This is a genomic window from Balnearium lithotrophicum (assembly GCF_900182585.1).
Classification (GTDB): Bacteria; Aquificota; Aquificia; order Desulfurobacteriales; family Desulfurobacteriaceae; genus Balnearium; species Balnearium lithotrophicum.
Genome location: NZ_FXTM01000002.1, coordinates 39,019 through 58,380, shown reverse-complemented (window position 1 = coordinate 58,380; position 19,362 = coordinate 39,019). Strand labels below are relative to the sequence as shown.

Below are 19,362 nucleotides of genomic sequence, written 5' to 3'. Positions count from 1 at the left end.
CCACCTATAAGAGGAGTAACAATGGCTTTAAGTGTTAAGGATTCCTGTGGAGTTGGATTTATTGCATCCATCAGCGGTGAAAAAAGCTATGAAATAATTGATAAGGGACTAAAGGCTGTATCCAATTTAACCCATAGAGGAGCTGCTCTCTCTGACGGAAGAACTGGAGACGGTTCAGGAATTCTTTTCCAAATCCCTCATGAATTTTTCGTAAAGGAAGCCAAAAAAATCAGAGGAGACTTCAATTTTAAAGAGGTAACTGTAGGAACATTCTTCCTGAAAGGCCATGTAGAGGGAGCTCTCTCCCTGATAGAGGAGGAGGTTAAGAAAACGTTAGGAGATGCTGTTTTAAGGGAGGTTCCTGTAGACGTTAGTCAGTGTGGGGAAATTGCGAGGAAAAGTCTTCCTGCCATTTATCAGGTAATAGCTCCAAAGGGAAATAGAGTTGAAACCTACATTTTAAGGAGGAAACTCGAAAGGGAGCTCCAGAAATTAAATCTGGAGAATTACGTTGTTTCTCTTTCGGGGGATTTAGTTGTCTACAAGGGAATGCTCCTTGCTCCCGATTTAAAGAGATTCTTTTTAGACCTTCAGAATGAGGAACTTTCCTCATCAATAGCCATTTTTCACCAGAGGTACTCAACAAATACAAATCCTGAATGGAGGCTTGCCCAACCTCTAAGGTTGATAGCTCACAACGGTGAGATAAACACAATAACTTCTAACAGAAACTTTGTTAGGTCTATTGAGCCGATTCTAAGTTCAAAAGTGTTAGGAGAGAGAATTTCTCAAGTCCTTCCCCTTGTGGAATTTGACGAGAGTGACTCGGCCTCCTTGGACAGAGTTTTTGAACTCATGGTTATTTCTGGAATCAAGCCTGAGGTTGCAATAACGGTTTTAATTCCCCCTGCCTATGAGCTCTTAGATGACTTATCAGAGGAGGAGAAGGCATTCTTTGAGTACGTATCCCTTCTAATGAAGCCCTGGGATGGTCCTGCAGCAGTTGCCTTTACCGATGGAAGGGTGGTTGGAGGAAAGTTAGACAGGAACGGACTAAGGCCTGCAAGGTACATTGTCACAGAGAACGGTCTTGTTGTCTTTGGTTCAGAAGTTGGAATGATAGATGTACCTGATGGAGAGGTCAAAAAGTTTGGAAGATTGATGCCGGGAGAGGTCTTTTTAGTTGATACGGAAACGGGAGAGATAAAAGAAAACAAGGAAATTCTGAGTGAAATGTCTGAGGAATTTTTAGTTGAAAAAGAGGTAAGGAGAAAGCTCTACAAACTAAAGAGGGAGAATCATTTAGAACCACAACCTTCCGAAAATCTCAACAGGGAGTTGGTTAAGTTTTGCTACTCCAAAGAGGATTTAGAGGAAGTAGTTGAGTACATGGCTGAAATGGGAAAGGAGCCGGTCTTTTCCATGGGGGATGATACTCCTATTCCAAATCTATTAGATAGGCCTTACCTCCTGTTTCGCCACTTTAAGCAGAGGTTTGCCCAGGTAACCAATCCACCCATTGACCCGATAAGGGAAAAGGCTGTAATGAGCTTAAAGTTAAGGTTGGGGTCGAAGGTGAACTTTTTGGAGCTCTCGGGAAAGTTAAGGAGGAGAATAGAGATAGACTCCCCTCTTTTAACCCCTACCGAGTTTAACGAGATTAAGAATACCTATTTTGTTAACGTAAAGACCTTTAAAATGGAATTTGAGACGTCACTAAAAAGGGGTTTGGATAAACTTTTCTCCTCTGTAAAGGAATCAATATTGAACGAAAACACCGAGATTGTAGTTCTCTCAGATAGAGAGGTAGAGTTCCCAATACCTTCCCTCTTGGCAGTTTCTGGTCTCTGTGCCTACTTGGAGAGGGAAAAGCTCCTCTACAGAGTATCAATCATTGTTGAAACGGGAGAGGTCAGGGATACTCATCAGGTAGCATCGCTAATTGCATTTGGAGCTTCAGGAGTATATCCATACTTGGTCTTTGATTACTTAAAGTCAAAAGAGCTTGATTTAAACAAACCCTACAGGGAGCTCGAGGAGAACTACAAAAAAGCCGTTAATGCAGGGCTTTTGAAGATAATGTCAAAAATGGGAATTTCCGTTATCTCCTCATACCACCGTTCACACCTCTTTGATATTGTTGGAATTTCAGAAGAAGTTGTCAAAGAGTACTTTCCACATACATCGTCCCCTATAGGTGGTATAACGCTTGAGGACATAGAGAGAGTTGTTAAGGAAAGGGTCAAGTTGGCGGAGGAGAAGGGAGAACCAGAACCTTTGGGGGAGCTCCGTTCCCGTCCAAATGGAATTTACCACTCGTGGAGCCCAAAGGTTGTAAGGGGAATCTTTAAAGCAGCAAAGAGTGGTAGTTACGAGGACTTTAAGGAAGTTGTAAAGGCAGTTGAGGAAAGGCCTGTCTATATAAGGGACTTACTTAAAATCAAGTCCGATAGGAAGCCTATACCTATTGAGGAAGTGGAGCCTGTTGAGTCGATAGTGAAGAGACTTATGGTTCCGGGAATGTCATTGGGAGCTCTCTCCAAAGTTGCCCATGAAGTAATTGCTGAGGCGATGAACATTTTAGGCAGTAAGAGCTGTTCGGGAGAGGGAGGAGAAGACCCTGAAAGGTACGGAACGATAAAGAACAGCAAAATTAAACAGGTTGCCTCGGGAAGGTTTGGAGTAACACCAGCCTACCTTGCCTCTGCCGAGGAGATTGAAATAAAGATTGCCCAGGGAGCAAAGCCCGGAGAGGGAGGACACCTTCCTGGACACAAAGTTACACCTTACATTGCCTCACTAAGGTTTTCTGTTCCCGGTGTGGCTCTAATATCACCCCCTCCCCACCACGATATTTACTCCATTGAAGACCTGGCACAGCTCATTTACGACCTAAAACTTGCAAATCCGAAGGCAAGAATTGCTGTAAAGTTGGTCTCTGAGGTAGGTGTTGGAACGGTGGCAAGTGGGGTTGCAAAGGCAAAGGCAGATATAGTCCAGATAAGTGGAGCTTCCGGGGGAACGGGAGCATCACCTCTTTCCTCAATAAAGGGAGCAGGTCTTCCTTGGGAGATTGGTCTATCTGAAACTCAGAGGGATTTGATTAACAATGGACTTAGAGAAAACGTTGCCCTTAGGGTTGACGGCGGATTCAAGGTAGGAAGAGACGTTGTTGTTGCTGCCCTCATGGGAGCAGAGGAGTTTGGTTTTGGAACTGCCGCAATGATTGCTGAAGGCTGCGTAATGGATAGGGACTGCCATACGAACAGGTGTCCCGTTGGAATAGCCACCCAGGATGAAAACAGAATAAAGAGGTTTAGGGGAGCTGTTGAAACTGTTATCAACTACTTTAGACTCGTGGCGGAGGATGTTAGAAGAATATTAGCCGAAATGGGATACAGGAGTTTGGATGAGATTGTTGGAAGGTACGACCTCCTTGAGGAAAATGAAGAGTTGAAGAAAAGGTATCCTTTAGCCAAGAACCTTAATTTGAAAAACATCTTGGATGTTCCCGTTTATAAGCTTAATAGAAGAGACCTTCCTTACACTCCTGTTGAGTCAAACCTTAACGATAGAATAGTCAAGGATATTTTACCCTACTTAAAAAAGGGGGAAAGGGTATTTAAGGAGTACAAAATAAGGAATATCGATAGGAGCATCGGAGTATCGCTTTCCTATCACATAGTTGAACTCTTTGGAAAGGAAGGGCTTCCTGAAAATCTTGTCCATTTGAGATTTTATGGAGTTGCCGGACAGAGTTTTGGAGCATTTGCACCCTACGGAGTTCTCTTAGAGGTCGTTGGAGAGGCAAACGACTATGTTGGTAAGGGTCTTGGGGGAGGAACTATTGTCCTGAGATTTCCTGAAGAGTTTAGAGGGAAATCAAACGAAAATGTTATAGCCGGAAACACGATACTCTACGGAGCGACGGGGGGAGCTCTCTTTGCCTCCGGTGTCGTTGGTGAGAGGTTTGCCGTAAGGAACAGTGGTGCAATTGCCGTTGTTGAGGGAGCCGGACAGCACGCCTGTGAGTACATGGTTAGGGGAATTATTGTTGTCCTTGGAAAGGTTGGAAAGAACTTTGGTGCAGGTATGACGGGGGGAACAGCCTTTGTACTCGATGATGAGATTGAGGAGAAGATAAACAGGGACTACGTAGAGATAAGGAGGTTGGAGCCGAGGGACTACGACGTTTTAAAGTCCTTGCTTTCAAAGCACTACAAGTTTACAAAGAGTGAAGTGGCCGCAAGGGTTTTAGAGGATAGAGCTCTCCTCGAAAGGATTAGAAAAGTTGTTCCGATTGGAGTTAAGGAGTTGGAGGATAAACTCTCAGGTTACGATAGACTTCCTGATTAAAAGGGGGAAAGCTTCCCCCCCTTACTTTTCGTATCCCGAACACGGAATACATACGTGTTTTCCGCCCTTTACCCTTAAAGCCTTCTCAAAAGTCATTTCACCACAGATAGCACATGGTTCAGCTTTGAAGCATCCCGGTTTTCTCTCAAGTTTGTACTCAAAAACCTCACTTATATCCAAGAACTGTTCCTCAGGCATTGTGAGAATTTTGTCCAAAAGGGGTTTAAGCACCTCGTAAGGTATGTCCTGAGGAGGAATCCCTTTTTTTCTCATTTCCACAAACGGGGACTTCAAAGCCTGTTCAAAGAACTTTGGCTTTAAAGAGACCCTAACAGCTCTGTTTGTTTCCGTATCAATTAGGGTAAATGCCATCTTGTCCCAGTACTTCTTTTCGATGTTTGACTTCCCGTAGGTACATCCCGTTGCCACCATGATTCCATCCAAGAAACAGCCTGCTGCGTGCCCCTTACCCGTTTCTGCAATTACGTAGAGCTCCTTGTCTTGAGCCCTTTCCACTCCTAAAACTTCCATGGCTTTTAATCCAGCCCTGAGTCCCATTGGCATTGCGGGACACTTGTGGCCGTGAAACTTAAAACCTAACTCTAAAAGTTCCTCTAATTTCTTGTTCATTCAATCCTCCTTTTTTCGGTTTTCAACGAAATTATACACTACTAATGTCTAAAGTGTCTAATTCCTGCAAAGACCATGGCCATTCCATGTTCGTTTGCAGCTTGTATAACCTCCTTATCCCTTATGGAACCTCCCGGCTGAATCACTGCCGTAACGCCAACCTTTGCTGCCTCATCAATGCTGTCCCTAAAGGGGAAAAAGGCCTCTGATGCTAAAACTGAGCCTGAAAGGTCAATTCCCATTAGCTTTGCCTTTTCTGCCGCACAGCGGGCAGAATCAACTCTTGATGTTTGTCCTACACCTATTCCTACGGCTACTTTATCCTTAGCGTAAACGACAGAGTTTGACTTAACCCACTTAACAACCTTAAAAGCAAATATTAAATCCTCCCACTCCTTCTCTGTTGGCTCCCTGTCAGTTACCACCTTTAGCTTTTCAGGGTCAAGGGTCATCAAGTCCCTATCCTGAACCAAAAGTCCTCCAACAACCCTTCTGTAGTCAAACGGTGAATCCTCTCCCCTGTTCTTTAAGCCGTTCAGTCCGTCTGTTGTTAAAACCCTTAAGTTTTTCTTCGTTTTCAGGATTTCCAAAGCCTCTTCATCGTAGTCTGGGGCAATGATACACTCGTAAAACCTCTCAACTATCAGTCTTGCTGCTTCAGGGGTTACTCTGCTGTTAAAGGCTATTATTCCACCAAATGCAGATAGGGGGTCAACTTTCAGAGCTCTCTCGTAGGCCTCCTCTGGCGTTTTTCCTAATGCAACTCCACAGGGGTTTGCGTGTTTTATGATTGCACAGGAAATTCCCTCCTTCACAGGGTCAAACTCAAGGGCTAAGTTGAGAGCTCCGTCCAAGTCGTAAATGTTGTTGAATGAAAGCTCCTTCTCACCGTGGAGCTTCCTTGCCCTTGTAACGCAGGGTTCAGTGACAAAAACTTCCCTGTAGAAAGCTCCCCTCTGGTGGGGATTCTCTCCGTACCTTAAGTCCTGAACCTTTTCAAAGGTAATTGTTAGTGGATTTCTAAGTTCCCTACAGCCTACTTTTTTACCCTCTTCATCTATTGAAAAGAGGTAGTCTGAAATTACAGCATCGTAGTGGGCAGTTAAGTTAAAGGCCTTCCTTGCAAGGTAAAACCTTGTCTTAAGCGAAATTTCCCCCGTCTCTTTCAGTTCGTTGATAATTCTTTCATAGTCTTCAGGGTCTGTTACTATTGCAACGTGCTTAAAGTTCTTTGCAGCAGCCCTTACCATTGTAGGACCACCAATATCGATGTTTTCAATTATTTCATCTAAATCTGCTCCCTTTTTCACAGTTTCTTTAAATGGATAGAGATTTACAACAACCATGTCTATTGGCTCTATTTCTAACTCTCTCATGGCCCTTAAGTGTTCATCCTTACTTCTGTCCGCAAGTATTCCTCCGTGAACCTTAGGGTGGAGCGTCTTAACCCTTCCCTCCATGATTTCCGGGAATCCTGTAAGGTCTGAAATCTCACGAACAGGTATTCCGGATTCCTTTAAAAGCCTTGCTGTACCACCTGTTGATACAATTTCAATTCCCAATTCATTAAGTTCTTTAGCAAAATCAACAATTCCTCTCTTGTCTGAAACGGAGATGAGGGCTCTAACAGGTTTCATACTACCTCCTTAAAGGTATTTTTGGCGAATTCTATCAGAGGAAGGAGTAGAATTAGGGAAACGTTTTTTTGGAGATGAAGTGGAAAATATTATTCCTCTTTTAATAGTCCTTCTTGCTTTTTCTGTAGTTATCTTAGCAACCTGCGTAAAGGTTGTCCCTCAAAAGGAGGCTTGGATTGTTGAGAGATTAGGAAAGTACCACAGAACCTTAACAGCAGGTCTCCACTTAATTCTCCCATTTTTTGATAAAGTCAGAGCTAAGGTAAGCCTGAAGGAAAGGGTTTTGGACATTCCAAAACAGGAGGTAATAACAAAGGACAACGTTTTGGTTAGAATTGATGCCGTTTGCTACTTTACAGTTGTAAAACCTGAGGATGCAGTTTACAACATTGAAGACCTTGAATATGCAATAATTCAAACGATTCAGACGAACCTGAGGGACATCATAGGAAGTATGGAGTTGGACGAGATTCTATCGTCCCGTGACAAGATAAATGCAAAAATTAAGGAGGTTCTTCAGGGAGCTTCAAGAACTTGGGGAATCCTAATAAACAGAGTTGAAGTAAAGGAGATTGAGCCTCCAGCTAACATCGTTCAGGCAATGAGCATGCTCATAGAGGCAGACAGGAAGAAGAGGGCAATGGTAACCGAGGCAGAGGGTAAGAAAAAGGCTGCAGTTCTTGAAGCAGAGGGATACAAACTTGCAAAGTGGCAGGAAGCAGAGGCAATAGAGAGGATAGGTCAAGCAAGAGCAAATGCCGTTAAAAGTGTTATTGAAGCCGTTGGCAATCCAGAACTTGCAGGAAAGTTCTTGTTAGGTGACGACTTTGTTAAGTCCGTTGAAAAAATGGCATCTTCAAAAAACTCAAAAATTGTTCTTTTACCTCCGTCTGTTGATTCACTTTTAGATTTAATAGGGAAGAAGAATGGAAGTTAAGTTGGGAATAGCCCTCTTTTTCCTTGGATTAATCCTTCTAATTCTTGAACTCTCCTTCTTTACGGCTTACGTATTTCCAATAGGTTTCGGTTTTATCCTCTCAGGGATTTATTTAGTTGTTTTTAAAGGGATATTTGGAGCTCTCGTAATATTTACACTGACAACTGGTATTCTCTACTACTTGAGCTTTAAGTACGTTAGGAAAATTAAGGGAATACGTGAAGTTCTAAATGAGATTAAATCGCAGGAGGGAATTGTTGTCTCTCAAACGGACGATTTCACTTATCAGATAAGGTTTCCCTTGGGTGCAGGAGGGGAGGAGGTCTGGAACGCTTACAGTGAGGAGAAGCTAAACTATGGGGACAAGGTTAAAGTTGTTGGAATTAAGGGAAACAAACTCCTCGTTAAAAAGGTAGTAGATGCTTAGGTGGGCTGAAGTTCACTTGGACAGGTTAATTAGAAACTTCAAGAAGATAGAAGAACTTTCAAAAAAGAGAATTTATGCTGTTGTTAAGGCAAATGCTTACGGCCATGGAAGTGTACAAGTTGCAAAGACTTTGGAGGAAAATACCTCTGTTTACGGTTTCTGTGTTGCAACCTACGAAGAAGGGGCAGAGCTCCGTCAGTCGGGGATAAAGAAACCTATACTCGTTATGTCTTCAACAATTTCAGAGGGAAAAAAGTTTTTAAAGGAGTACCGGTTAACGCCCGTTGTCTACGATTTTGATGAGCTTAAACTTGTTAAGGAGCTCTCTGTTTCCTTCCACCTTAAGATTGATACGGGTATGGGAAGATTAGGATTTTTAGAGTCTGAATGGAACAAACTCTTAGAGGAGATTCGGGAAACGAAACTTATAGGTGTTATGACCCACTTTTCCTCTGCAGATGAGGACTACGAATACACAAAATTTCAGTTGAAAAAGTTTAAATCCTTTGTTGATAAATTAAAGAGGAAATTTAATAAAGTTGAAGTTCACTCGGAAAACAGTGCAGCTGTAAGGTTCAAGCTTAATGGAATTTTAACCCATTCAAGGGTAGGCCTTTCACTCTACGGTGTAGAGCCATGTGAAGGCTACCCTAAGTTAGAACAGGTAATGGAGGTAAAGGCAAAAGTTTTAACCGTTAAGGAACTCCCTCCAAACTTTTCAGTTTCCTATTCAAGAACTTATAGAACTAATAAAAAGGAGAGAATTGCTGTTGTGAGCTTTGGGTATGCCGATGGCTATCCGAGGGAGCTCTCGAACAGAGGGAAATTTCTTTTAAATGGAGAGCTGTGCCCCATTAGAGGAAAGGTCTGTATGGATATGACGGTAGTTTCTGTTAATAACGTTAAAGTTGAGAAGGATGATACAGCTATTATTTATGGAGAGGAAATTCCATTTAAGGAAGTTTCAAAAGAAATAGGCAAGATTCCTTACGAATTGATGTGCTCTATCAGCCAGAGGGTTAGGAGGATTTATGTTGAGGTATAAGGAGATTTTACTTAAGGTTCCAAGGAATGAATTTGAAAGGTTGTCCGACGAAGTTTTTGTTTTAGGAACTCTCGGAACTGAAATAGTTTCAGAGAGTGAAGAAGTTCTATTCAGAGTCTACTTTAGACAGGAAGTTGAAATTCCAGATGACATTTCTAAGTACGTAATTGAGGAAAATTTCTTAGAGGACAGGGATTGGAACGAGGAGTGGAAGAAGTACTATAAACCCGTTCAGATAACAAAGGGGATTTGGATTGTTCCCTCCTGGGAAAAGGGAAAATTTAAGGAACCAGAAAACTCCGTAGTTATCTACATCCACCCAGGAAGGGGATTTGGAACGGGAACCCACGAGACAACTCAGTTGGTTATTGAATACATGGAAGAAACTTTAAAGCCGGGAATTTCCTTTTTAGATGTTGGAACGGGAAGTGGAATTCTCTCCATCCTTGCCAAAAAGTTAGGTGCAGGAAGAGTCGTTGCCTGTGATATTCAGGAGGGAATTGAAGAGGAAGTTGAGAGAAATAGTTCCTTAAGTGGTATATCGGGAGTGGAGTTTGTTCAAGGTAGCATTGATAGTGTTTCAGGCAAATTTGACGTTGTGGTTGCAAATATTGAAAAGCACCTACTTTCTCCACTTTTAGAGGAAATTTACAAGAGAACAAAAAATACAGCTATTTTCTCTGGAATTTTAAAGTCTCAGGCTGGGGAGTTTTTAAAGGAGGTTGAAGGGGTAGGTTTTAAGTTAGAATCTCAAAGGAGTAAGGGAGAATGGACAGCATTTCTCTGCAGAAGGTAGATCTCCACTGCCACTCAACCCATTCTGACGGAACGTTGACTCCATCTGAAATCGTTGAACTTGCAAAGAGGAGGGGAATAAAGCACCTATCCCTCACCGACCACGACACAGTTTCAGGTATAGAAGAGGCTATTAAAAAGGGAAAGGAATTAGGAATTAACGTAATTCCGGGAATTGAAGTTACTGCAGATACATCATTTTTGGGAGAGGGAAGGAGGGAACTCCACATTTTAGGTTACCACTTTAATCCAAACTCTCCCTCGATGAAACAGCTTGTGGAGTTTTTCAGAAACTCAAGGATTGAGAGAAACAGGGAGCTCTGCTTCAGGCTTGAAGAGAAGGGATATTCGATTAGTTACGAGGAGATGGTGAAGGAGTTTGGAGAAAACTTTGGAAAGCCCAATTTAGCGAGGGTATTAATTGATTTAGGTCACTTTGAAGAGAGAGAAGAAGCGATAGATTTTTTATCGTCATTAGGTGTTGATAGGAAAAAGTTGGATTACAGGGAAGTTTTGAGATTGATAGTTGAATCAGGAGGAATTCCTGTCATTGCCCATCCTGTTACGATGAACATCTCTTACAGGGAAGTTTACTGCTTCCTGAGAAAGGCAAAGGAGTTAGGACTTGGCGGAGTGGAAGTTTACCACTACAGGCATGGAGCTCCCGATGTAAGGATTTTAAAGGAAATGTCTGAAGAGCTCAGTTTATTTATTACAGGAGGTTCAGATTTTCATGGTAAAAATAAGCCATGTGTTGATTTGGGGATGCTGAATTTAACGGAACTTGAAATTAGTTTACCTCTTTCATAAAAATTAACTAATATATTAGTATAGTTGTAAAAAAAACTCTTGACACAACAAACTAACTAAAATAAAATCACTATATCGAGGAACACAACCAAAAAGGAGGGAAACCATGAAGGGGAAGCTAAGCAAGCTTCGCACAGGGCTGCTTGCTGTAACCTTTGCTGCAGCTGCAGTAATAGGTCTTAATACTACCGATTCCCAAGCAGCCCTGAGAAACATCTCAAAAGAGTCTCAAGCGTGTCTTGGATGTCACAAGGGTATGAACCCGGCCCTTGTTCAGCAGTGGGGAGTGAGCAAGCACGCTGAGGCTGAGTTGGATGTTATGAGTGTCACATGGCAAACAAGGGAGACAAGGACGCTTTCCAGCACTTTGGATTCACAATCTCAACAATCGTTTCTCCTCTTGACTGTGGAAAGTGTCACCCTAAGGAAGAAAAAGAAGTTACAGAATCCCACCACGCAAAGGCTGCACAGTTCGTTGGTTCTCTTGACAACGTTCTCGGAAGGATTGTTGAGGGAGAGCCTCTCTTTAACTTAGGTTGTGCCCAGTGTCACGGTAGAACAATTCCAGTTAAGAACGGACTTCCTGTTCTTGGACCTTGGCCAAACGAGGGTATAGGTAGAATTAACCCTGACGGTTCAAAGGGTAACTGTGCTGCATGTCACTTCAGACACTCCTTCAGCCTCAAGCAAGTCCGTGAACCTGACATGTGTGGTAAGTGTCACCAGGGACCTGACCATCCACAGATTGAGATTTGGGAGCTTTCAAAGCACGGTATCGCCTACAAAGCACACCAATCTGAAATTGAACAAACTCTCGATAGGGCTAAATGGGTTCTCGGAGAGGACTACTACCAAGCTCCAAACTGTGTAACATGTCACATGGGAGCATCTGTAACAGGAGCTAAAGCTACACACGACGTTGGTGCAAGGCTATCCTGGACACTCCGTCCACCAATCTCCAAGCACAAGCCTAACTGGCAGGCTAAGCGTGCTGAAATGAAGAAGGTTTGTGCTGCATGCCACCAAAGAGTATGGGTAGATGGATTCTACTACCAGTTTGATAACTTAGTAAATCTCTACAACACCAAGTTTGGAATTCCTGCTAACAAGATTATCAAGTTCCTCAAGAGCAGACACCTCATCGACCCAACACCGTTCAACGAGAAGATTGAGTGGACATACTTCCTCCTCTGGCACCACGAAGGACGTAGGGCAAGACACGGTGCTTCTATGATGGCTCCTGACTGGACACACTGGCATGGTCTCTTTGAAGTTGCTGAAAGATTCTACTTTGAGCTCATTCCTGAAGCTGATGAAATCGTTAAGGAAAAAGGTACAAGAAAGGATAAGAGAGACTGGGCTAAGTTTAAGAAAGAACTCTTCAGCAGACCTGAGCACAAGTGGTTCAAGGGTATGCCCAAGTCTGAACTCAGAAAGATTGCAGAGTTCTACCTCAAGCGTTACGGACAAACTGCTCAATAGTCAATTGGGGGCTTTTGCCCCCCTTTCTTAATTATCCCACCAGGAGGTTATCTTGATTAAAAGGATTTTTCCAGCAGTTTTAGTTCTATCTCTGATTTCATTCCCAGCTTACTCTAAAGAGGCAACATTTCAAAAGAGGATAGAAAAGGAAATTCAGTGTCCAAAGTCGTTTCTCTCAAATCCACCTGTGTACTTCTACTGTATCTATAGAGATTACCATAACCACAAATTTGATGATGGGATAGAAAAAGCAAAAAGAGCTTTGAAAGAAATAGAACCTTTAATGAGAAAAAATCCTAATGGAACTGTTCCAAATGCAGTTCAGAAAAAGGCAAAACTTAGGGACCCTCACGTTAAGTCTGTGGCTTCTGACCTTCACATGCTCTTAGGAATGCTCTACTACAAAAAATCTCTTAATTTAGATGATTCTTCCGTTAAAAAAATCTATGCAGATTTCTACAAAAACTTGGAGAAAAAAGGCTTTAACTTTTTCCAAATAGAAGAGTTGATGAACCTTTATACAAAGAAAAAACTATTTCCTGACAGTTTTAGCCAGAAGGATACTAAAAAGTATAAAGAAATGCTTTCAAAAATGGGAGTAAAAGAAGAGGATTTAGATAGACTAATTTCAAAAGCACAGAGAGAATCGGACAGATTAGACGAAGAAAGACTGACCTACCTTCAAAAGGCTGTTAAGGAACTTCAAGAAGCTGTGAAAGTTGACCCTGAGAATGCTTTGGCTTACTACCAACTTGGAAATTTGTACAGCGGTAGCCTTGGAGAGGATTTACCTGAAGCTTCTTCTGCTGCAGAAGAGGCCTACTACAAAGCTGCTTTAATCTTTAAGAAGAAAGGAGATAAAGAAGCTTACAAAGAAGTTATAAAAAAACTTGAACTTGCTAATCCAAATTCACCCTATCTTAAAAAGTTGAAGGGTAACCATGCGTAGATTGGCCGTTCTACTAATCCTCTTTTTTATAGTCTCATGTGGAACCTCAAAAAAGAGGAATTTATCGTACGTTCCACCTGTTCAAAAATCCCCCTTGGATGAAAAAATTTCTGAAAAACCTTCTCAGGAGCTCCCCATTTCTTCCCCCGTCAATCCGAAAAAACTTGACCTCTGCACCCGCCATCTCCTCTTTGCAGACCAGTACATAACAGCCTCCGACTATGAAGGGGCAAAGGACGAGATTGAAAGTGCAAAGAAATATTGTTCCCCATCAGACCCAAGACTTTTGTACATGGAAGCTGTATACAACGATATACAAGAGAATAAAAGCAAGGCTTATAAACTTTACTATAGGGCGGCAAGAGGCTATTTAAAGAGAGGTGATTTGGACAGTGCATTTAAATGTTACTCCGGTATGCTTTCTATAAATCCAAATGGAAAAGAGGTTAAAGAACTAAAAAAATACTTTACTGATGACGATTATTAATAAACCTTGAACTTTTTATTTTGTTTAGCTATAATTAAATAGCTTTATAAGAAATTCCTTATGTGCTAAGGAGGGAAAAGTGAACGAGAAAACTAAAGCCTTTATAGTAGGGGGAATTGTAGGAATTGTTATTGCTGGAGTGGGAGCTCTCATTTCAGCCCAGATGGTTGAAAACACTGCTGAACCGGAGTTTTGTGGTTCGTGCCACGAAATGAAACCGATGTTTGAAGCGTGGGAGAAAGGTCCTCACGGTCCTCTTGGGAACAAGAGGGGAGCAGTAAGGGCTGGATGTGCAGACTGCCACCTCCCACATACCAGTGTTCTCTCTTACTTGATAAACAAGTCAAAGTTTGGTACCAATGATGCAATTGCTCATTTCTTTAAAGGTGGCTACAGTGATAATCTCGAACACTGGATAGAAAAGAGGAAAGAAAGAGAACACTACGTATTTGTTTCAAACTGTGAAAGATGTCACACGGCTTTACCTGATAACGTCATGCATGAAAAACTTAAGTCTGGTGAGATTAAGGGCGATTGCTTAACCTGTCACTGGTACGTTGGCCATGGCTTTGACTTTGAGGAGAAGCTAAAGGAGTTCTTTGGCAAAAAGGAAAATAAAGAGTAAAATAATAGATAAAGGTATTTAAATCAATAAGGGGAGGTGCAAAGTGAAAGGAAAAACTCTATCGCTGATTGCCAGCCTTGTGTTTGCTGGAAGCGGGCTGGCAATGGCAGACCAACACCCAGTTCCACCAAACGTCATTCAGAATTTACCACCTCAGCAGCAACAATGTAGAGTTTGTCACAAACAAACAACCCCAAAGGTTTACAAGCAGTGGGCACATTCAAGACATGCAATTGCCAACGTTCGCTGTTTCCAGTGTCATGGAACATTTAGTGATTTTCACAAGATTCCTCCTATAACTAAATGTATGGCTTGTCACTACCAGGAAGTTGTAACAATGCAGGAGAAGAAACCAGGAGCCAAGTGTTGGGACTGCCATGAGGCTCACATCTTTGAATTCCATGGAAATGGCGTAAGTAAAATTAAAACAGCTAAGGATTTCCATGCTGAGTAATTTAAAAATTGTTTAATGGAGGGTACGATGGGAGTTGGAAGAAGAGAATTCCTCAAAAAGAGTGCTGCCCTAACTGCAGCATCTCTTGTGGGGATTAATTTAAAGATAAAGGCAGATGGAGTTACATTAGGAGAGGACGCTAAAGCTGGTGAAAACTTAATGAGAATTCCTGAAGAAGTTAAGAAATCTCCAGCTTACAAGGAGGAAGGTGGTTACACCTGGGTAAGGGGAGTTTGTCGTTTCTGTGGAACGGGATGTAAGGTTTGGTTAGGTTTTAGAAATGGGAAGCCTGCCGTTATAAGGGGAGAGAGAAATTCGGCTATTAACTTTGGATTTCTCTGTATGAAGGGAATGCTCTTCTACAAGCTCTTTAGGCATCCAGATAGGTTAACTCAACCTCTCTATAGAAAGAGCAAGAAGGAACCATTTAAGCCTATTTCCTGGGAAAAGGCCTACGAAATCATTGCCGATGAAATGATTAAAGCCATTAAGAAAGGGGAGTGGACACCTTTTGGGTGGTCCGGAATTGCATACTACGGTTCAGGTCAGGCTTTAACGGAGGAAACCTACCTCTTCCAAAAACTCTTCAGGTGTATTGGAACCAACCATGTAGAGGGTAACCCAAGGCTCTGTATGGCTTCAGCAGTTGGTGGTTACTTAACATCCTATGGAACGGATGAACCAGCAGGTGGTTATGCAGACTTTGACAAGGCTCAAACAGTCTTCATTATTGGTTCAAACACAGCCGAGTGTCACCCAATTCTATACCGCCGTATTATGCACAACAAGCTTAAAAACCCTGGTGGTTACATGGTAATCAACGTTGACCCAAGGGTTTCTCCTACTTCAAAGATTGCAGATATCCACATGCAGTTTAAGCCTGGAACGGACCTTGCACTCCTTAACGCATTGGCTCATGTAATTGTTAATGAAGAACTTTACGATAAGGACTTTGTAAGTAAGTACTGTTCATTCCACATTTTTACGAAGGGTAGAGATAAAGTACCTCTCATTGGTCACGAAGTTTCATTTGAAGAGTACAAGAGATTTCTCCAAAAGTACACACCTGAGTACGCAGCTCAAATTTGTGGTGGAAACATAACTCCTGAAATGATTCGCAAAGTAGCAAGGAGATTTGCTACAACAAGAACTGTTTCCATCTGGACTATGGGTCTTAACCAGAGGACCCGTGGTGTTTGGGTTAACAACCTTGTTACAAACCTCCATCTCTTAACAGGAAACGTATGTAAGGATGGAGCTGACGCCCTTTCACTAACAGGTCAGCCAAACGCCTGTGGTGGTGTTCGTGAAGGTGGTGGACTCTGTCACATTCTTCCTGGTCACAGGGTAGTTAAATCTAAAGCAATGAGAGAAGACCTTGAGAGAATATGGGGAGTTCCAAAGGGAACAATACCTCCAAAGCCTGGTTATCACACTGTTAAGATGTTCTCAGCGATTTCCTATACAGAGGAGGACAGAAGGAGATTCCCTGGACTTAAACCTATTCACTTCATCTGGATAGAGGAAACAACACCTCTCCAGTCTCTTCCAAACATGAGAAGGTTCAGGGAAGGATTTGCAAGGGATGATGTCTTTGTAGTAGTTAACGAAATATTCCCAACAAGGACTACTGAATTTGCAAACCTAATTCTCCCAACTCCTTTCCACTTTGAAAAGACCGGAGTTTACGGTTGTACTGAGCGTCGTTCACAGTTAACTCCTGTTGCAGTTAAGGCTCCAGGTAATACAAAACCTGAACTTCAAATTATCGTTGAATTTGCTCAAGTCCTTGCTAAAAAACTGAGAAGAGAAAGGGACCCAAGACTCCGTGCAAGGGCTCACACGGTTTACCAGTGTGTAGCTCCGTTTATTAAAGCTGCTAAGAAAGACCCATGGTGGGAGCTCTCAAAAGCTGTCTGGACGGAATACGCTCAGCATGTAACTAAAGGTAGGGACTCAACACTTGCTGGAGCCACTTATGAGGTTCTCCTCGAAAGGCCCGACGGTGTTCAGTGGCCTGCACCAACCGTTGAGATTGCAAGGAAAGGTGGAACATTAAGGAGATTCGTAGTAGGAAAAGACCCACTTGCTACAGAGTTTGTTAAGAAACACGGACTAAAAGGTTGGGAGGTTGTTGATTACGGACACCTCCATAAGGACCACAAGTTCTGGATTTGGCTCAGACCTTACAAAGGACCTGCTGAGCCACCAGATGCTGAGTATCCATTCTACCTGTCAACAGGTAGGGTTATTGACATGTGGCACTCAGGAGACATGACTGGACGTATTCCAGAGCTTGCGGGAGACTATCCTCACGCTTGGGTTGAAATTAACCCGAAGGATGCTCAGCGCCTTGGAATAAATCCTGGAGACCTTGTTCTCGTTGAAACTCGCCGTGGAAGAAACATCCTTCCTGCAAGAATTTCAACGGACGAAGGTCCAATGGAAGGAATGGTCTTTGTTTACTGGTACGACCAGCACAAGGATAGGATGATTAACTTCTGTACCCTTGACGCTTTTGACCCTGGTTCCAAACAGCCTGAGTTTAAGATTTGTGCTTGTAGAATCAAGAAGTATGCACCAGCTCAACCTCTCAAGCAGTACCTTGTTAAGCTCGTCAAGGTTAAAGGTGGTTACCTACACAATGCAGAACTTGACCCCAACCAAAGGTAATTTTGTGGGAGGGTTCCTCCCTCCCCTTTTCCTAAGTTTCCTTTCTTTATTTAATCGGAGTTTCAGTATATAAAAGAGAGGTGATTGATGCCTATTGTCAGCTGTGTTGTAACAACAACCCCTGAGAAGGGTAAGGAAGTTGAAACGGAGCTTTTAAAAATTCCAGGAGTTGAAGTTTACGGAGGAGGGTTAAAGGAGGAGGAAAATGCTTATCACATAGTAGTTGTTCTTGATGCTTTAAGGTACAAAGACCTTGAAGAAATGGAAAAATCCATAAAAGGTATCGATGGTGTTCTTCAAGTTGCCGTAATAGAAGCTCACTTTTTGGACGAATTTGAAAAAATTGAAGAAGGAGAGATTTATCCAATAAATCCATTCAGAGGGCTAAGGAAGGCTGAAAAGGAAGCAGAAAGAGCCTGGCTTGGGGAAGATGAAAATGGAGAAAAGGAAGAAAACTGAAAATAGAAGGAAATTTTTAAAGGTTGCTTTAGGAGCTTTTATCTCTGGAGTTCTTACTTCCTGCAATTTAAAGAACTTGAAAAATCCAAAAACAATGGTTAAATCTCCCATCGGGCCAAACGTTTTGAGACCTCCAGGAGCTGTTCCTGAAAATATCTTTGCCCAGAAGTGTATAAGATGTGGAAGATGTGGGGAGGTATGTCCTTACCACTGCATCAAGTACTTTGACATTAGAGATGGAGGTGTTTTTTCAGGAACACCTCACGTTGATGTTCTTGAAAAACCATGTTACCTCTGTATGAAGTGTGTTGAAGTTTGCCCTACCGGTTCTTTAGTTCCATGTAAGAAAGAAGAAGTACGAATGGGTGTCGCTGTAATAAACAGGCAAATTTGTGTTACCTGGCAGCAGAATAAAACAGGACTTATGTGCAAGACGTGTTTTTCCGTTTGTCCATTCTCAGGAATTGCAATAAAGATTGACCATGACTTCAGACCCTACATTGTTGAGGAAAACTGTACGGGCTGTGGTATATGTGCCTATTCGTGTATAGCTGATACTTTACCAGAAAATAACGGAAAAAAAGCTATAACAATAATGCCAATTAAGTGGAAGAAAATAAAAGAGATAAAACTTGAGGATATAAAGAAATCCTAAGGGGTGAAGAATTGGCCGGAAAAAAGGTCTTTTGGAAAAGGATAACAGTTTGGCGCTACCTCTTTTTAACAGGGTGTTTTATCACTGTTGTTGGAAACCCTTTTACAAACTATTACTGGGATATAAACTTCATTCAGGGTTGGTTCCAATCTTTAGGAGTGGGTAATTTATGGGTTGTTTCTCCTTTGGAAGGACTCGAATCAATCCTAACGGCGAAATTCTTTTACATGCCATCCTTGGTGGGAATGGTTGTTCCTGTTACCCTTGCTTTTTTAATGGGAAGGGTATTCTGTAGCTGGATGTGTCCAATAGAGTTTTTATCCCTTTTAACGGATAAGATACTTGGACTAATTCCAAAGTATGGAAACAAGCTCAAGTACAGGCCAGACTTAATTAGGTTGGCAAAGAAAACCCTCTGGTTTGCCCTCATTGCTGAACTTTTAACGACAATGATTGTTGGATATCCCATGTTCGTCTGGTGGTCTCCTCCAGGACTTGTTGGAAGGGAAACTATGTTTTACGTTTTCTACAAACATATCACTCCAGAAGTATTTATCGTTGTACTTGTCCTTTTACTGAACTTAATAACGAGGAGATTCTTCTGTAGATACCTGTGTCCCCTTGGAGCTATCCTTGCTTTAATTGCTAAGTGGAGACAGCTCGTTATTCACTACGATAAAAACGTGTGCGTTGGCTGTAAAATTTGTGATACGAGATGTCCAATGGGAATCAACCCAAGCATAGGTGAAAGTCAAAGTGTTTACTGTTGGAACTGTGCCGAATGTGTTGATGTATGTCCTACAAATGCACTAAAGTTTGTGTGGAGGGATAGAGGGATTTTAGTAGCTCCCCCTCCTAAAAAAGAAGAGATTTCTTGATTGACTATTATCATTTGACTTACTTCAAATGTAAGATAAATTTACCCTTGTGAAGAAACTTTT

General features: G+C 42.1%; 17 protein-coding genes. 15 read left to right on the top strand and 2 right to left on the bottom strand.

The annotated features are described in order from the left end of the window. Positions 1 to 21 precede the first annotated feature (21 nt). A complete protein-coding gene (gene gltB, locus FN732_RS00935) occupies positions 22 to 4,356 on the top strand; it encodes a glutamate synthase large subunit (protein ID WP_142933676.1) in 4,335 nt (1,444 codons plus the stop codon). A 21-nt stretch (positions 4,357 to 4,377) separates the two neighbouring features. Here gltB and FN732_RS00930 read toward each other — a convergent pair whose 3' ends face one another. Together FN732_RS00930 and purH are read right to left on the bottom strand one after the other, a co-directional pair. Next, the gene (locus tag FN732_RS00930; protein WP_142933673.1) at positions 4,378 to 4,986 is read right to left on the bottom strand and encodes an FmdE family protein; all 609 of its coding nucleotides are present in this window, start codon (positions 4,984 to 4,986) and stop codon (positions 4,378 to 4,380) included. 41 nt (positions 4,987 to 5,027) lie between these two features. Next, a complete protein-coding gene (gene purH, locus FN732_RS00925) occupies positions 5,028 to 6,623 on the bottom strand; it encodes a bifunctional phosphoribosylaminoimidazolecarboxamide formyltransferase/IMP cyclohydrolase (RefSeq protein WP_142933671.1) in 1,596 nt (531 codons plus the stop codon). Between the two features lie 79 nt (positions 6,624 to 6,702). Here purH and FN732_RS00920 point away from each other — a divergent pair, with 79 nt between their 5' ends. From FN732_RS00920 to FN732_RS00855, 14 genes are all read left to right on the top strand, one after another. Further along, positions 6,703 to 7,560 carry an SPFH domain-containing protein gene (locus tag FN732_RS00920; protein ID WP_185954192.1) on the top strand — a complete coding sequence of 286 codons (858 nt, stop codon included), beginning with the start codon at positions 6,703 to 6,705 and terminating at the stop codon, positions 7,558 to 7,560. Beyond that, positions 7,550 to 7,987 carry an NfeD family protein gene (locus FN732_RS00915; protein ID WP_142933667.1) on the top strand — a complete coding sequence of 146 codons (438 nt, stop codon included), beginning with the start codon at positions 7,550 to 7,552 and terminating at the stop codon, positions 7,985 to 7,987. Before FN732_RS00920 ends, FN732_RS00915 begins: the two co-directional genes overlap by 11 nt. Continuing rightward, positions 7,980 to 9,032: an alanine racemase gene (gene alr, locus FN732_RS00910; protein ID WP_142933665.1), complete on the top strand. Its 1,053-nt coding sequence runs from the start codon at positions 7,980 to 7,982 to the stop codon at positions 9,030 to 9,032. The genes FN732_RS00915 and alr overlap by 8 nt, the downstream gene beginning before the upstream one ends. Continuing rightward, the gene (locus tag FN732_RS00905; RefSeq protein ID WP_142933663.1) at positions 9,019 to 9,828 is read left to right on the top strand and encodes a 50S ribosomal protein L11 methyltransferase; all 810 of its coding nucleotides are present in this window, start codon (positions 9,019 to 9,021) and stop codon (positions 9,826 to 9,828) included. The genes alr and FN732_RS00905 overlap by 14 nt, the downstream gene beginning before the upstream one ends. Continuing rightward, on the top strand, positions 9,801 to 10,637 hold the full coding sequence (locus tag FN732_RS00900) for a PHP domain-containing protein (RefSeq protein WP_142933661.1): 837 nt from the start codon (positions 9,801 to 9,803) through the stop codon (positions 10,635 to 10,637). The genes FN732_RS00905 and FN732_RS00900 overlap by 28 nt, the downstream gene beginning before the upstream one ends. A 330-nt stretch (positions 10,638 to 10,967) precedes the next feature. Beyond that, positions 10,968 to 12,119, top strand: a complete 1,152-nt coding sequence (locus tag FN732_RS00895; RefSeq protein WP_221928584.1) for a multiheme c-type cytochrome — start codon at positions 10,968 to 10,970, stop codon at positions 12,117 to 12,119. A gap of 52 nt (positions 12,120 to 12,171) precedes the next feature. Beyond that, complete coding sequence (locus tag FN732_RS00890; protein WP_142933659.1) at positions 12,172 to 13,068, top strand: tetratricopeptide repeat protein; 897 nt, start codon at positions 12,172 to 12,174, stop codon at positions 13,066 to 13,068. Next, positions 13,061 to 13,555: a tetratricopeptide repeat protein gene (locus FN732_RS00885; RefSeq protein ID WP_142933657.1), complete on the top strand. Its 495-nt coding sequence runs from the start codon at positions 13,061 to 13,063 to the stop codon at positions 13,553 to 13,555. The genes FN732_RS00890 and FN732_RS00885 overlap by 8 nt, the downstream gene beginning before the upstream one ends. Before the next feature lie 79 nt (positions 13,556 to 13,634). Further along, positions 13,635 to 14,180, top strand: coding sequence for a cytochrome c3 family protein (locus tag FN732_RS00880; RefSeq protein WP_185954191.1), 546 nt, complete (start codon positions 13,635 to 13,637; stop codon positions 14,178 to 14,180). Between the two features lie 43 nt (positions 14,181 to 14,223). Further along, positions 14,224 to 14,634 carry a hypothetical protein gene (locus tag FN732_RS00875; protein ID WP_142933653.1) on the top strand — a complete coding sequence of 137 codons (411 nt, stop codon included), beginning with the start codon at positions 14,224 to 14,226 and terminating at the stop codon, positions 14,632 to 14,634. A 27-nt stretch (positions 14,635 to 14,661) separates the two neighbouring features. Then, positions 14,662 to 17,307 carry a molybdopterin oxidoreductase family protein gene (locus FN732_RS00870; protein WP_142933651.1) on the top strand — a complete coding sequence of 882 codons (2,646 nt, stop codon included), beginning with the start codon at positions 14,662 to 14,664 and terminating at the stop codon, positions 17,305 to 17,307. 87 nt (positions 17,308 to 17,394) lie between these two features. Then, a complete protein-coding gene (locus FN732_RS00865; protein WP_142933649.1) occupies positions 17,395 to 17,766 on the top strand; it encodes a chaperone NapD in 372 nt (123 codons plus the stop codon). After that, complete coding sequence (locus FN732_RS00860) at positions 17,744 to 18,421, top strand: 4Fe-4S dicluster domain-containing protein (RefSeq protein ID WP_142933647.1); 678 nt, start codon at positions 17,744 to 17,746, stop codon at positions 18,419 to 18,421. Before FN732_RS00865 ends, FN732_RS00860 begins: the two co-directional genes overlap by 23 nt. A gap of 11 nt (positions 18,422 to 18,432) precedes the next feature. Further along, positions 18,433 to 19,299, top strand: a complete 867-nt coding sequence (locus tag FN732_RS00855) for a 4Fe-4S binding protein (protein ID WP_142933645.1) — start codon at positions 18,433 to 18,435, stop codon at positions 19,297 to 19,299. Positions 19,300 to 19,362: the final 63 nt, after the last annotated feature.

Coding starts and splice junctions, on each gene's coding strand:
- gltB (WP_142933676.1), top strand. CDS start 22: ATGGCTTTAAGTGTTAAGGATTCCTGTGGAGTTGGATTTATTGCATCC.
- FN732_RS00930 (WP_142933673.1), bottom strand. CDS start 4,986: ATGAACAAGAAATTAGAGGAACTTTTAGAGTTAGGTTTTAAGTTTCAC.
- purH (WP_142933671.1), bottom strand. CDS start 6,623: ATGAAACCTGTTAGAGCCCTCATCTCCGTTTCAGACAAGAGAGGAATT.
- FN732_RS00915 (WP_142933667.1), top strand. CDS start 7,550: ATGGAAGTTAAGTTGGGAATAGCCCTCTTTTTCCTTGGATTAATCCTT.
- alr (WP_142933665.1), top strand. CDS start 7,980: ATGCTTAGGTGGGCTGAAGTTCACTTGGACAGGTTAATTAGAAACTTC.
- FN732_RS00905 (WP_142933663.1), top strand. CDS start 9,019: ATGTTGAGGTATAAGGAGATTTTACTTAAGGTTCCAAGGAATGAATTT.
- FN732_RS00900 (WP_142933661.1), top strand. CDS start 9,801: ATGGACAGCATTTCTCTGCAGAAGGTAGATCTCCACTGCCACTCAACC.
- FN732_RS00895 (WP_221928584.1), top strand. CDS start 10,968: ATGGCAAACAAGGGAGACAAGGACGCTTTCCAGCACTTTGGATTCACA.
- FN732_RS00885 (WP_142933657.1), top strand. CDS start 13,061: ATGCGTAGATTGGCCGTTCTACTAATCCTCTTTTTTATAGTCTCATGT.
- FN732_RS00870 (WP_142933651.1), top strand. CDS start 14,662: ATGGGAGTTGGAAGAAGAGAATTCCTCAAAAAGAGTGCTGCCCTAACT.
- FN732_RS00865 (WP_142933649.1), top strand. CDS start 17,395: ATGCCTATTGTCAGCTGTGTTGTAACAACAACCCCTGAGAAGGGTAAG.
- FN732_RS00860 (WP_142933647.1), top strand. CDS start 17,744: ATGGAGAAAAGGAAGAAAACTGAAAATAGAAGGAAATTTTTAAAGGTT.